Here is a 12,724-nt window from a genome sequence, read left to right on the forward strand (position 1 = left end):
AAACTGGCGTGCTGCCGGCCCGGGCGTCATTCATAACAGACGCCCGGACCTTGTGCCTTTCGGCCTAGCCGACCAATGCGTTGTCGTCACGTTTGACCACAACGATGGACGAGCGGGGCAGTACCTCCTCGCCATCCGGGAACGTTGCGCCCGGGTGCTGGATGCCCACAAACATGGTGCGGCGATCTGCCGACCAAGTGAGGCCGGTCACTTCGGAGCCTTTGGGACCAGTGAGGAAGCGTCGGATTTCACCTGTCACCGGATCACCTGCCAGCATCTGGTTGTTGCCCATGCCTTCGAATTCACCCTCATTGCTGTCATCCCCGTCGGTCTGGATCCACATCAAACCAGTCGAGTCGATCGCCATGCCATCGGGCGAGTTGAACAGGTTGCCTTCGTTGACGTTGGACGACCCTTTGTAGGGTCCTTCCTGCGCCTTGGGGTTGCCCGCCATCACGTACAGATCCCAGTCAAAGGTGTTGGAGGCATGGTTGTCCCCATGGGGACGCCACCGCACGATCTGACCAAAATTGTTGGCCTCCCGCGGGTTGGGACCGTTGGCCGACGTGTCGTCGCCCCCTGCATTGGGCTGCACGCCACGGTTCTTGTTGTTGGTCAGGCAGCAATAGGCTTCGACCGCCGTGGGGTTCACGGCCACCCATTCGGGGCGGTCCATCGTGGTCGCGCCCACGGCTGAGGCAGCTATGCGGGTGAAGATGGCGATATGCGCCTCGTCCATGCCGGTTGCGTCGGGTGTCAGCGCCACCCATTCGCCCGTCATGTCGTCGTTGAACTTGGCGGCATAAAGCTGCCCGTCGCTCAGCAAGGTCGAGGTATCGCCACCCGGTACGTACACTTCGCGCGACAGCCACTTGTACATGAACTCGCCCCGCTCATCGTCGCCCATGTAGACGACTACGCGACCATCAGGCGCCAAGGCGCAGGCCGCGTTCTCGTGCTTGATACGCCCTAGGGCGGTGTGCTTGACGGGCGTGGCATCGGGGTTGGTTGGATCGATTTCGACCACGTAGCCCACGCGATGCGGTTCATTCGGGTTCTGGCTGACGTCAAAGCGGGCGTCCCACTTGTGATAGTCATAACCCCAGCCATCCGGGCCAACGCCGTAGCGTTCAAAGCCTGCGGCCGTCGTTTCGTCGGTGGGCATGTCGCCCGTTGCACCGAAGTAGCCGTTGAAGTTTTCCTCGCACGTCAGGTAGGTGCCCCAGGGGGTCGGACCCGATCCACAATTGTTCATTGTACCCAGCGATGCGGTGCCCGTGGCATCCGCCTCGGTCTTGAGCAGATCGTGGCCGGCTGCGGGGCCATCCAGCGTCACCGGTGTGTTGTGCGTGATACGGCGGTTGTAGGGGCTGTCGATCACAACACTCCAGCCGTCATTGCCTTCGGCCACTTCCATAATGGTGACGCCCTGCAGGTTCTGGAAGATCAGCACATCGTCTGCCGAGGCAGGCACGCCTTCTGCGTTGTTGGGCAGGTTGGTCTTGCGGTTTGCGTACTCGTTGTTGACCGCGAGGATCTGTTTGTTGCCCACGGTAAAGAGATGCATGCCGTCGGTGTTTTCGGCAAACACACGGTCCGAGCCCGCGACGGGCACACCGTTCGCCGGATCGAATGCGGGTGCGTCCGAGAACAACGGATCGCCCCAACGGACCAGTACGTCCCAGCTGTAGCCGTCGGGCACATGTACGGTGCCGTCGGTTTGTATCGGGATCTGATCAAAGGCAAAGCGTGAGGACTGACCGGCCATTGCCGTTGTCCCCTTCAGCATACCGGTGCCCATCACGGCCGCGCCCGACCCGAAGGCAACCACGCCCCCCAAAAAGCCCCGGCGCGAAATGGCGCGCTCTACGACCTCATCAAAGCCCTGCGTTGTTTTGCGTGGAAATTTCAGCTCGTCCCAATCGTCAAAGGACAACTCCTGAGTATCTGCGTCTTTCATCGTGAACTCCAAAATATGTAGTTGGATTGCGGCGATTCGCGCCCTCCGTGTGCGTGCCTGATGAACATCACCGCTGTATGACGACGGCCAAAATAATGGCGCTATATCGCGGTGCAGGTCAGACCGGCAAAGCCGTTGTTTTAAAAACAGTTCTAAGTGCAAAACTTGACTGCATTTGTGCCACCCCGGGTAAGCGCGCGAGATGTTGACGGTGGATGCGCGCGAAGTCTTCAGTCCCTTCTGCAACTACCTTTAGGATGTAGTCCGCGGTGCCCGCCATCAGATGACACTCTAGCACATCCGGGATGCGCGCGACTGCTTTTTCAAAGGCTTCAAGCACTTCGTCCGCCTGACCCTGCAGTGTGATCTCGACGAAAACTGTTGTCGGCACACCCATCTTTCGAGCGTCGAGCAAGGCCACGTAGTCGCGAATGTACCCCGCTTGTTCGAGCCGTTGCACACGCCGGTGGCATGCAGATGGTGACAGATGCACCGCTTCGCTCAGGTCTGCATTCGATATCCGCCCCTGTTTTTGCAGAGCAGACAGGATACGGCGATCTGTTGAATCAAGTGCCATGCGTGCAGGATCCTTCGTCACAATAGCGTAGGTACGCACATTTCTTCGATGTTTGCGCACCAACACGATCCATTTCTAGTGCCCAATTGCAAGCCAATTGCGCGATTCTGGGCGCAACTGGAGGAGTAACTGCTATGCACATCGGATGCCCAACTGAGATCAAGGCACAAGAATACCGTGTCGGCCTGACACCCAATGCAGCGCGCGAGGCTGTAACTCATGGTCATACTGTCAGCGTGCAAGCCGGTGCCGGAAAGGGTGCTGGTTTCGATGATGCCGACTATGTGGCGGCAGGCGCGCATATCCTGGATACGGCAGAGGAAGTCTTTGCCGTCGCAGACATGATCGTGAAGGTGAAAGAGCCCCAAGCGGTCGAGCGCAAGATGCTGCGCGAGGGACAGTTGTTGTTCACCTACCTGCATCTGGCCCCGGATCCGGAACAGACCCACGACCTACTCGCGTCCGGCTGTACCGCAATCGCGTATGAGACGGTGACTGACACCAATGGCGGGTTGCCCCTGCTTGCCCCCATGTCAGAGGTGGCGGGCCGCCTGGCCCCGCAAGTTGGCGCATGGACCTTGCAGAAGGCAAATGGCGGGCGCGGCGTGTTGATGGGCGGCGTGCCCGGTGTCGGGCCTGCCAAGGTGGTCGTGATCGGAGGCGGTGTTGTCGGCACGCACGCAGCCCGCGTTGCCGCCGGTATGGGCGCTGACGTGACGGTCCTGGACCGGTCCCTGCCCCGGATGCGTTACCTGGATGACGCGTTTTCCGGCCTTTTCAAGACAAGCTACGCCAGTGCGGGCAATACGGCCGAACTGGTGGCGGAGGCCGACATGGTGGTTGGCGCGGTCCTGATCCCGGGCGCCGCAGCGCCCAAGCTGGTGACGCGTGATCAGCTATCGACCATGAAACCCGGAGCTGCCATTGTCGATGTCGCGATCGACCAGGGCGGCTGTTTTGAAACGTCCCGCGCGACCACGCATGACGATCCGATCTACGATGTCGACGGGATCATGCACTATTGCGTGGCCAACATGCCCGGTGCCGTTGCCCGCACATCAACCATCGCCCTTGGCAACGCAACGATGCCGTTCATGCTGGCACTGGCGGACAAGGGCTGGCGTCAGGCCTGCGAGGATGACCCGCACCTGCTGGCCGGACTGAATGTGCATGCCGGGACACTGACCTACTACGCCGTTGGCAAAGCGCTGGGCATCGACGTGGTTGCCCCCAACCTTGCCCTCAAACAATAAGAAAGGGGCCGCTCGGATTGCACCGGGCGGCCCCACTTGGTCTTGTTGCGGTGTTGAGCCTTACTTGGCCAGAGCGTCGCGGATCTCGAGCAACACATCCAACTCGGACGGACCTGCTGGCGCTTCTTCGGCGGACTCTTCCGGTTTCTCTGCTGCCGCTTTGACCTTGTTCACGTAGCGCACCAACATGAACACCACGAACGCGATGATCAGGAAGTTGATCACGGCCATCAGAAACGCGCCATAGGCAAACACGGCTGCCCCGGCTTCGCGGGCCGCTTCCAGCGATGCGCCCTCGGCCACATCACCCGCCAGAACCGCATAGTTGTTAGTGAAATCCAGTCCACCCGTAAACAGACCGATGATCGGATTGATCAGATCACCCACCAGCGATGTGACAATGGCGGTAAAGGCTGCACCGATGATGATACCCACGGCCATGTCCATGACATTGCCCTTGGCGATGAAGTCCTTGAATTCGTTTAGCATATCTAGTCCCTTGTTGGCTTCCGCACGCTCTATTTTGTTTTGATGTGCGCGTGCAAACACTGGTTAACACATCTCCTCACATGACAAAGACTATTTTGGGGGGGAATTTCGCCTATGTCGGACCCATCATTTCAAGGAGACGACCCATGGCTGACCTCAGCGCCTTTCCCATCACACAGAAATGGATCCCCAAGGATCCGTCCGTTCTGCAACTGTTTTCGTTTCCAACACCGAACGGTGTGAAAGCGTCTATTGCGCTGGAAGAGATGGAGATCCCCTACGAGGCGCACTTGGTCACGCTGTCGGATGCGGATGTGAAAAGCCCGGAATTCCTGTCCCTGAACCCCAACAACAAGATCCCGGCGATCATTGATCCAAATGGCCCGGATGGCACGCCGGTCGGCCTGTTCGAATCCGGTGCGATCCTGATCTACCTTGCGGAAAAGTCGGGCAAGCTGATTGGCGAGACGGCCAGCGACAAGGCCCGGACGATCCAATGGCTCATGTTCCAGATGGGCGGTGTCGGTCCGATGCTCGGTCAAATGGGCTTCTTCGTGAAATTCGCCGGCTCCGATTGGGAGGATAAACGCCCACAAGAGCGGTACGTCAACGAATCCAAACGCCTGCTGTCCGTCTTGGACAAGGAACTCGGCGACAAGGACTGGATCACCGGGCAATATTCCATCGCGGATATCGCGATCGCACCCTGGCTCAACGCCCTGAACTTCTATGGTGCAAAGGAGATGATCGGTTGGGACGACCACAAAAACCTTGCAGCCTACCTTGATCGCTTCATGGCCCGCCCGGCCGTGGACAAGGCCAAGAACATTCCGCCACGCCCCTGACCCCTTCTTCTGGCTGAAAATACCTCGGGGGTTTGGGGGCTGGCCCCCAATACGGAATGGTGTCGCGCAGCGTCTATTGGATCACGCTGCGCACATCTCGGCGCTGATCTTTTCTGCCATCATGATGGTGGGGGCGTTCGTGTTCCCGCCAAGCAGGCGCGGCATCAGAGAGGCATCGACAACCCGCAGCCCCTCAACACCATGCACCCGGCCCGCAGCGTCCGTTACTGCCATCTCGTCCTGTCCCATCCGGCACGTGCCAACCGGGTGATAGATCGTGTCTGCGCGCGCCCGAATGTCAGCCTCCAACCCCGCATCGCTGCCGTCATGGGGATAGAGTTGCGTGCCGCGCCACGGCTCCAGCGGTGGTGCGGTCAGTATGCTCTCCATTCGCCGTGCACCTTTCATCATCACATCCAGATCACGCCGGTCGGTCAGGTAACCGGGATCAATCAACGGCGGTTTTGACGGATCAGCAGAGTGCAGACCAACATGGCCGCGGCTGTGCGGGCGCAGCACACAGACATGGCAGGAATAGCCAAACTTCACATGTATCTTGCGCATGTGCTGGTCCACGATGCCCACAACGAAATGCAGTTGCAGATCAGGACGGTCAACAGACGGATCAGAGCGCAGGAAAGCCCCCCCTTCGGCGAAGGGTGATGCGAACATGCCCGACCCGTCCTTGCGCCATTGCAACCCCGCCTTGGCCAACGCCATCAAGCCCTTGGGACCCAGCCCCACAACGTCATCGCGCTTGGAATGGTAGCTGATGATATAGTCCAGATGGTCTTGCAGGTTCTGCCCGACCCCAGGCAGTTCATGGACCGGTTCGATGCCGTGCGACGCCAGTTCATCGCGCGGACCGATCCCGGACAAGAGCAGCAGTTGGGGCGATCCAAATGCACCACTAGACAGGATGACCTCCCGCCCCGCCGTGACCAGCTTCACCTTGCCTTGATGTTTGATGCGTACGCCAACCGCGCGCGTGCCATCTATTTCCACCTTATGCGCCATGGCGCGTGTCAACACGGTCAGGTTCGTCCGCGCCAGAACATTGTCCGGCAGATAGGCCGCCGCAGCCGAGCATCTCTCACCCTTGGCCGTGCCGGAATAGTGCTGCGTCACTTGGTACAGACCCACTCCCGCCTGCTCCGCATCATTGAAATCATCGGTGACACGCAACTGCTGCTGCGCGCCGGCCTCAATAAAGGCATTCGTGATCGGGCGCGGATCGGACTGCTCGGCGACTTGTAACGGCCCACTATCCCCATGCAGATCATCCGCACCGCGTACATTGCCCTCTGACCGTTTGAAATAGGGCAGCACGCTGTCCCAATCCCACCCGTCGGCGCCCAGCTCCGCCCATTCATCATAGTCGCGCTGATGTCCTCGGACATAGAGCATCGCGTTAATGGCGCTTGATCCCCCCAATGCACGGCCACGCGGTTGAAACCCACGCCGTCCATTCAATTCGGGCTGCGGTTCCGTGTTAAAGGCCCAGTTGTTGATCTTGGGTCTGCCAGAGATCATGCCCGCCACCAGCGCAGGCGCGCGGACAAAGATGTCGCGCCCCGAGCCACCCGCCTCGATCAAGCACACCGACACAGCAGCATCCTCGCTCAAACGCGATGCCATCACGCACCCTGCGGACCCGCCGCCAACGATCACGTAGTCAAATTTCATCTGCGCGCCTCCCTTTCAAAAAGGCTAAGAGCGCACCCGGAGCGTTACAAGCGTGACCCAGGGTCGGCGGGTGGGCGCATTCCGGGCCAGAAGCCCGGAACAGTGCCACCAGATGACCTATCCGGGCAAAGACCCCGTCAGGACATAGCGCAAGACATCCACCACCTGCCCGGGCTCTTCGGCCACGGCCAGGGCCGCCGCATCCACCTCTTTCAAGGCATGGGCATGATCGGGGCCATGCAGGATGATCAACGACTTGCCCAGTGCCGCAGCATACCCCGCATCAAAGGCGGCATTCCATTGCTTGTACTGGTCGCCAAAGCGCACAACGACCACGTCCGCATCCGCAATTCCCTTGCGGGTGCGGATGGCGTTCACCATCGCGCCCTTGTGATCATGCCAGTACTTCTTGTCCTCGGACCCAAGGATCGCAACGCCGCAATCATCGCTCGAAGCGTGATCGGTCACCGGCCCGGAAAAGGTCACATCAAGGCCCTGTGCGCCCTCGACAATCTGCTCTCGCCAGTCGGTATGAATTTCCCCGGACAGGTATACGTTCAGCATCGCAGTGCTCCTTTGTTCCCAGCTGGACCTAACCTGCGTCTGACAGCACCAAAAACAAGGGTCAAGGACGCCGGGCCACAACGAAATGACTGGGAGGGCGCAGCGGGTAGTTTCCCGTTTCGACAATCTCGAACCCGGCGCGCGCAATCCGCGCCTCGAGGCTCTCTATCGTTTCGAAGCGGACAAACGTGGCTTTTCCAACAAGTTGCATCAGTGGAATGAACCGCTTCAATAACCCGAACTTCAACCCAAGGGACCGCTCGCCAAGGCAGGGTGTCTTCGAGATGAACACGCCACCCGGCGCCAACAGGTCGTGCACGCGTGCGAGAGCCTCATCAACGCGGTCCACAAGATGGAACAGGTTGAATCCCATAACGACCTCAAACGATCCATCCGCGAGCGCCGGGCTGAATGTATCGGCCTGCAGGAAGCGCACATTATCGACGCCCATCCTGGCCTCTGCCTGCGCAATCATGCCTTCGGAAAAGTCGGTGGCCAGGATTGATCCTGCATGAGGCGCGAGTTTGAGCGCCGTGCTACCTGTACCGCAACCCAGCTCCAGTACCCTGTCTGTTGGCTTGAGGTAAGACACAACCCGCTCAAGTGTCTGTTCATATGCATCCGGGTCGCTGATCGGTTGTGCCGCGTATTTGACCGCCAACTTGTCCCAGAATTGTGCGTTCGGTTTCATCATCTATCTCCTTCACCACTGCATATACAGGTGACTTCAGGCGCAATAAATTGACGAATTTCGCAACATATGTATACAAATTTGCATGGAGCGAGGGTTTGACTGGACGCATCTGCGCGCATTTCTGGCAACGGCCGAAACCGGGTCACTGTCCGCAGCCGCCCGGCAACTTGGTCTGGCCCAGCCCACGATCGGGCGACAGGTCAGTGCGTTGGAGGACGCGTTGCGCCTGACCCTGTTCGAACGCACATCCCGTTCCATGACGCTGACGGATGCAGGCCGTGACCTGTTGATTGAGGCGCGCAAGATGGGCGATGCCGCCGCCCGCATCACCGTCATGGCACAAGGCCGGACGCAAGGGTTGGACGGCATAATCCGCGTCACGGCCTCTGACATGATGAGCGCCTATGTCCTGCCCGATACCTTGCTGAAACTGCGGGACCTTGCCCCGCGCTTGCGCGTTGACGTGATTGCTGCCAACGATATCCGCGATATCCTCAAGCGCGAAGCCGACATTGCCATCCGCCATGTCCGCCCGACCGAACCTGACCTGATCGCGCGCAAGATTGGCGACTCGTCAGCGCATCTTTACGCCTCCAAGTCTTACGTGGCGGCTCGCGGCTCGCCCAAAACGGTTGAGGATCTGAAGGAACACGACTTCATCAGCATGGCCGACGATGACGCCTTTGTCGCGGCCATGGAAGAATATGGCATCCCCGTAAGCCGCGCAAACTTGCGCTCCGGTTCCACCAGCGGAATCACAACATGGGAGCTGTTGCGCAAAGGTTTCGGTATTTTCCCAATGTCGGACCACATTGGTGATCAGTTCGATGATGCAGTCCGCCTGCTGGACGGTGTCACCGACCTCAGTTTCCCGGTGTGGCTGGTCACCCACCGCGAACTGCACACAAGCAAACGCATTCGCCTTGTGTTCGACCTGCTCGCGGAGATGCTGAGCGAAACCTAATCCGCCCCTTCATCTTGCCAGATAAACTTCGGGGGGTCTGGGGGGCTGGCCCCCCAGTGCCGGACCTATCCGCGCAAGCTGCCGCCTGTCGCCTTGGTGACCTTATCGACCACCTTCTGCGCCACTGCTTCGATGTCGGCATCCTTGAGGGTTGCATCCTTGGGTTGCAAGCGCACGGTCAGGGCCAGGGATTTCTTGCCCTCACCCAAGGAGCCGCCGATGAACTCGTCAAAGATGCGGACATCCTCGATCAATGCCTTGTCTGCGCCCATGGCCGCGTTGACCAGCGTCAGTGCTTCGACCTCTGCGTCAACGACAAAGGCAAAGTCACGCTCGACCGCCTGCAGGTCGCTGATGTCCAGCGCGCCCTTGTTGGCCCCTGCCTTGCGCGGCAAAGGCACCTCTGCGGGCCATAGGGTGAAGGCCATGGCAGGCCCTTTCACATCTATCGCCTCAAGGACGCGGGGGTGCAGTTCGCCGAAGATGCCCAGCACCTTCTTGGGACCAAGGCAGATCTTGCCGTGACGGCCCGGGTGCCACCAGCCCTGCGCGCCGCGCAGGATCTGCACCTTGGCCGGTGCGCCGATGGCCGACAGGATCGCTTCGGCATCTGCCTTGACGTCGAACACGTCGACGGGTCGCGACGCGCCGTGCACGTCCTTGGGTCCCGTCCGTCCGACAAGCAGGCCCGAGACCAGCAGGTGCTGTTCCCCCGGCTCACCGCCGTTGAAGGCCGGGCCGACCTCGAACAGAGCAAGATCGGCAAAGCCGCGTGCCTGATTGCGCGCTGCGGCTTGCAGCAGACCGGGCAGAAGTGCGGGGCGCATATGGCTCATGTCGCTGGAGATTGGATTTTCCAGCATCGTCGCATCATCACCGCCGCCGAAGAGTTTGGCGGAGGCCTGATCGATGAAACTGTAGGTGACGCATTCATTGTAGCCCAGCGCCGCCGCCGTTCGGCGCGCGATCTGCTCGCGCCGCTGGATGGGCGTCATCACCGGTTTCGGCACGCCGGGCGTCAGCCGTGGCAGAGGCTTGCCCTCCAGCTTGGTCAGCGACGCGACCCGGGCGACTTCCTCGACCAGATCGGCCTCGCCCATCACATCGGGGCGCCAGCTTGGCACGTGGGCCATGTCCCCTTCGAGCTTGAAACCGAGGGCGGTCAGCGTCTGGCGCTGTTCGCTTTCGTGGATGTCCATGCCGACAAGGCTTTGCACCCGCGCGGCATCGAGTTTGTAAGCACGGCGCGTGTCCGGCACGGCACCCGCGCTGATCATGCTGGAGGCGGTTCCGCCTGCGTGTTCCATGATCATGGCACAGGCATGGTCCAGCCCGACGGGGGTGAAGGCCGGATCGACACCGCGCTCAAAGCGGTAGCGCGCATCGGAGTTGATCTTGAGCGCGCGGCCCGCATAGGCAATCTGCACCGGGTCCCAATAAGCGCTTTCGACAAAGACGTTCACCGTCTCTTCGGTGCAGCCCGTTTCGGCACCGCCCATGATGCCCGCAATGCTTTCGGGTCCATTGTCATCCGAGATGATCATCTGGCCGGGCTGGAACGTGTAGCTTTTTTCATCAAGGGCGGCGATTTCTTCGCCGCCCTTGGCGCGGTGCACGCGCAAATTCCCGGCCACCTTGTCTGCGTCAAAGACGTGCAGGGGACGGTTCAGGTCGTAGGTGAAGTAGTTGGTCACATCGACGAGGAACGAGATCGGGCGCAGGCCGATGGCGCGCAGGCGGTCCTGCAACCACGCCGGGCTTGGTCCGTTCTGAACACCCCGGATTAGTCGCCCGAAGAACGCGGGGCAGCCATCGAGCGTATCGTCGTCAATGCTGATCGTAATGTCCGAGACAAAGGCGCCCTCGACTTCAGGAACCGGGTTCGGACGCATAGTGCCCAAGCCACGCGCAGCCAGGTCACGCGCGATGCCGCGCACGCCCAGCGCGTCGGGGCGGTTGGGGGTGATGGCAATCTCGATCACCGGGTCGACCTTGGCCGGGTCGTTTTCGGCCAGCCAGTCGACAAAACGGTCGCCGACCTCTCCCGAAGGGAGTTCGATGATGCCGTCATGTTCCTCGGACAGCTCCATCTCACGCTCGGAGGCCATCATGCCGAAGCTTTCAATGCCCCGGATCTTGCCCACGCCGATGGTGGTGTCGATGCCGGGGACATAGACGCCCGGCTTGGCGACCACGACGGTGATCCCCTCGCGCGCATTGGGGGCGCCGCAAATGATCTGTTTCTCGCCCTCGTCCGTTGCGACCTGGCACACGCGCAGGCGGTCGGCGTCGGGGTGTTTTTCCGCGCTCAGCACCTTGCCGATGGTAAAATCGGCCAGCTTCGCCCCGCGATCCTCGACCCCTTCGACTTCAAGTCCAAGGTCGGTCAGCGCATAGGTGATCTCGTCCACCGTCGCGGTGGTATCGAGGTGCTGCTTGAGCCAGCTGAGCGTGAATTTCATGGGAGCGTCCCCTGCATTCCAGTACGGGCCTGCAATGGCAAAGATCGGCCCAAGGTGCAAGCGCGGGGCAGTGAACGCCCCGCCTTGCGTGTCAGGGATACACAGGCTCTCGGCCCAGAAGCTCATCCAGCTGCCGTGCGATCCAGCCGTGGGGAATGAAATGCCCGCCCGGATGGACATCCAGCGTCACCTTGATGCCCGCTTCACATTCCTGCCATTCGGTCCGCGAGAGCGAGAGAAATTCGACAACAGCCCAGTCGCCACCATCCGTCTGCGCATTTTTACATCCCAAATGGTCACGCCAGAGCGATACGGGATACGTGGTGTCCCCATCCGGGCCATATGGAAAATCAAGCACGTTGTCGTTGAGCCCATGCACATGGCGCGCCTCGCGCGGGGCCTGCGCGCAGTCTTCGGACAGGTCAATGGTGCCCGAGATCCCCAGAAGCGCCCGCACGTTCATGTCCGTGCCACGATCGCAGGCCACCCGCCACGCCATGATGGAGCCGTAGGAATAGCCCGACAGATAGATGTTGTCGGTGTCCACCGGATAGCGCTTGATCACGTCATCGAGCACGTCGGCTGCGAATTGCACATCCTCGGTTTCCGGCGACCACATGTTCCAGGTCTTGCGATTGCCATTGGGCGCAATCAGAAGGACCCCGCGCCGCCGGGTGGCGCCCGAAATACGCTGGTGCGCTACAGGCAGTGCGCCGGTGCGTTGCCAGCCATGGAAGTGGATCAGAACCGGCATGGGCGTTTCCCCGTCCCATCCGTCTGGTTCTTTGACGTGATAGGATCGGTCACCCAATGCGCACGGCACCTCCAGATGGCAGGTGTCGCGTTGCCAGGGTCCCATGGCAGCGGCGGGCAAAGCCCAAACAAGGGCGAGGAAGAAGATAAGACGTGTCATTCGCCGCACGCTACGCAGATACGGCCCCGTGTCACGTCACATTGTCGTGGTCATCGCGGTTGCGCCTTTGGATGGCGTCGAGCCAACGATCGATCAGCAGGATGGGGGCCAGCACGATGGTCCAGCCGGTGGCATTGATGATCGTGAAGGTCAGCTTGAGATGCGTGGGCATGTCAGAACGCCACAGGAAGATGTGAGCGATCACGATCAGGGTGACGAGAAGGATGACGATGGCGCGACGCATGGGGTCAAGGTAGCGGCACCGTGCTACGAGACAACACCGATCGAAGCGCGCCCCGGTGGCCAATCGGCCCTCC

General features: G+C 60.6%; 12 protein-coding genes. 3 read left to right on the forward strand and 9 right to left on the reverse strand.

Annotation, left to right across the window (positions count from 1 at the left end):
• Positions 1–64: 64 nt before the first annotated feature.
• Positions 65–1,960: a PhoX family protein gene (locus AC53L6_RS01040; RefSeq protein WP_496906489.1), complete on the reverse strand. Its 1,896-nt coding sequence runs from the start codon at positions 1,958–1,960 to the stop codon at positions 65–67.
• 118 nt (positions 1,961–2,078) lie between these two features.
• Positions 2,079–2,537, reverse strand: coding sequence for an Lrp/AsnC family transcriptional regulator (locus AC53L6_RS01045; protein WP_299208610.1), 459 nt, complete (start codon positions 2,535–2,537; stop codon positions 2,079–2,081).
• Positions 2,538–2,671: 134 nt separating this feature from the next.
• Here AC53L6_RS01045 and ald point away from each other — a divergent pair, with 134 nt between their 5' ends.
• Positions 2,672–3,790, forward strand: coding sequence for an alanine dehydrogenase (ald, locus tag AC53L6_RS01050; RefSeq protein WP_299701835.1), 1,119 nt, complete (start codon positions 2,672–2,674; stop codon positions 3,788–3,790).
• A 60-nt stretch (positions 3,791–3,850) separates the two neighbouring features.
• Here ald and mscL read toward each other — a convergent pair whose 3' ends face one another.
• The gene (gene mscL / locus AC53L6_RS01055; protein ID WP_496906490.1) at positions 3,851–4,279 is read right to left on the reverse strand and encodes a large conductance mechanosensitive channel protein MscL; all 429 of its coding nucleotides are present in this window, start codon (positions 4,277–4,279) and stop codon (positions 3,851–3,853) included.
• A gap of 146 nt (positions 4,280–4,425) precedes the next feature.
• Between mscL and AC53L6_RS01060 the strand changes: the two genes are divergently transcribed.
• Complete coding sequence (locus AC53L6_RS01060; RefSeq protein WP_299208615.1) at positions 4,426–5,124, forward strand: glutathione S-transferase family protein; 699 nt, start codon at positions 4,426–4,428, stop codon at positions 5,122–5,124.
• Between the two features lie 81 nt (positions 5,125–5,205).
• Here AC53L6_RS01060 and AC53L6_RS01065 read toward each other — a convergent pair whose 3' ends face one another.
• From AC53L6_RS01065 to AC53L6_RS01075, 3 genes are all read right to left on the reverse strand, one after another.
• Positions 5,206–6,810 carry a GMC family oxidoreductase gene (locus AC53L6_RS01065; RefSeq protein WP_496906491.1) on the reverse strand — a complete coding sequence of 535 codons (1,605 nt, stop codon included), beginning with the start codon at positions 6,808–6,810 and terminating at the stop codon, positions 5,206–5,208.
• Positions 6,811–6,927: 117 nt separating this feature from the next.
• Positions 6,928–7,374, reverse strand: a complete 447-nt coding sequence (locus AC53L6_RS01070; protein ID WP_299701829.1) for a YtoQ family protein — start codon at positions 7,372–7,374, stop codon at positions 6,928–6,930.
• A 61-nt stretch (positions 7,375–7,435) separates the two neighbouring features.
• The gene (locus AC53L6_RS01075) at positions 7,436–8,068 is read right to left on the reverse strand and encodes a class I SAM-dependent methyltransferase (RefSeq protein WP_366141800.1); all 633 of its coding nucleotides are present in this window, start codon (positions 8,066–8,068) and stop codon (positions 7,436–7,438) included.
• 82 nt (positions 8,069–8,150) lie between these two features.
• On the opposite strand from AC53L6_RS01075, the gene AC53L6_RS01080 reads away from it, so the two are divergent.
• Positions 8,151–9,032: a LysR family transcriptional regulator gene (locus AC53L6_RS01080; RefSeq protein ID WP_496906492.1), complete on the forward strand. Its 882-nt coding sequence runs from the start codon at positions 8,151–8,153 to the stop codon at positions 9,030–9,032.
• A 65-nt stretch (positions 9,033–9,097) separates the two neighbouring features.
• Here AC53L6_RS01080 and pheT read toward each other — a convergent pair whose 3' ends face one another.
• The 3 genes from pheT to AC53L6_RS01095 form a co-directional block, all read right to left on the reverse strand.
• Positions 9,098–11,494, reverse strand: coding sequence for a phenylalanine--tRNA ligase subunit beta (gene pheT / locus AC53L6_RS01085; protein ID WP_496906975.1), 2,397 nt, complete (start codon positions 11,492–11,494; stop codon positions 9,098–9,100).
• Positions 11,495–11,585: 91 nt separating this feature from the next.
• Entirely contained in the window at positions 11,586–12,407 is an 822-nt protein-coding gene (locus AC53L6_RS01090; protein WP_496906493.1) for a CE1 family esterase, read from the reverse strand.
• A gap of 31 nt (positions 12,408–12,438) precedes the next feature.
• Entirely contained in the window at positions 12,439–12,651 is a 213-nt protein-coding gene (locus AC53L6_RS01095) for a phenylalanyl-tRNA synthetase subunit beta (protein WP_299744425.1), read from the reverse strand.
• Between the last annotated feature and the right edge of the window lie 73 nt (positions 12,652–12,724).

Source organism: Tateyamaria sp. LSS28, from assembly GCF_059611725.1.

Excerpts from the sequence above, each read along its gene's own strand:
- pheT (WP_496906975.1), bottom strand. The coding sequence starts at position 11,494 with ATGAAATTCACGCTCAGCTGGCTCAAGCAGCACCTCGATACCACCGCG.
- AC53L6_RS01045 (WP_299208610.1), bottom strand. The coding sequence starts at position 2,537 with ATGGCACTTGATTCAACAGATCGCCGTATCCTGTCTGCTCTGCAAAAA.
- AC53L6_RS01065 (WP_496906491.1), bottom strand. The coding sequence starts at position 6,810 with ATGAAATTTGACTACGTGATCGTTGGCGGCGGGTCCGCAGGGTGCGTG.
- ald (WP_299701835.1), top strand. The coding sequence starts at position 2,672 with ATGCACATCGGATGCCCAACTGAGATCAAGGCACAAGAATACCGTGTC.
- mscL (WP_496906490.1), bottom strand. The coding sequence starts at position 4,279 with ATGCTAAACGAATTCAAGGACTTCATCGCCAAGGGCAATGTCATGGAC.
- AC53L6_RS01040 (WP_496906489.1), bottom strand. The coding sequence starts at position 1,960 with ATGAAAGACGCAGATACTCAGGAGTTGTCCTTTGACGATTGGGACGAG.
- AC53L6_RS01080 (WP_496906492.1), top strand. The coding sequence starts at position 8,151 with ATGGAGCGAGGGTTTGACTGGACGCATCTGCGCGCATTTCTGGCAACG.
- AC53L6_RS01060 (WP_299208615.1), top strand. The coding sequence starts at position 4,426 with ATGGCTGACCTCAGCGCCTTTCCCATCACACAGAAATGGATCCCCAAG.
- AC53L6_RS01075 (WP_366141800.1), bottom strand. The coding sequence starts at position 8,068 with ATGATGAAACCGAACGCACAATTCTGGGACAAGTTGGCGGTCAAATAC.
- AC53L6_RS01070 (WP_299701829.1), bottom strand. The coding sequence starts at position 7,374 with ATGCTGAACGTATACCTGTCCGGGGAAATTCATACCGACTGGCGAGAG.
- AC53L6_RS01090 (WP_496906493.1), bottom strand. The coding sequence starts at position 12,407 with ATGACACGTCTTATCTTCTTCCTCGCCCTTGTTTGGGCTTTGCCCGCC.
- AC53L6_RS01095 (WP_299744425.1), bottom strand. The coding sequence starts at position 12,651 with ATGCGTCGCGCCATCGTCATCCTTCTCGTCACCCTGATCGTGATCGCT.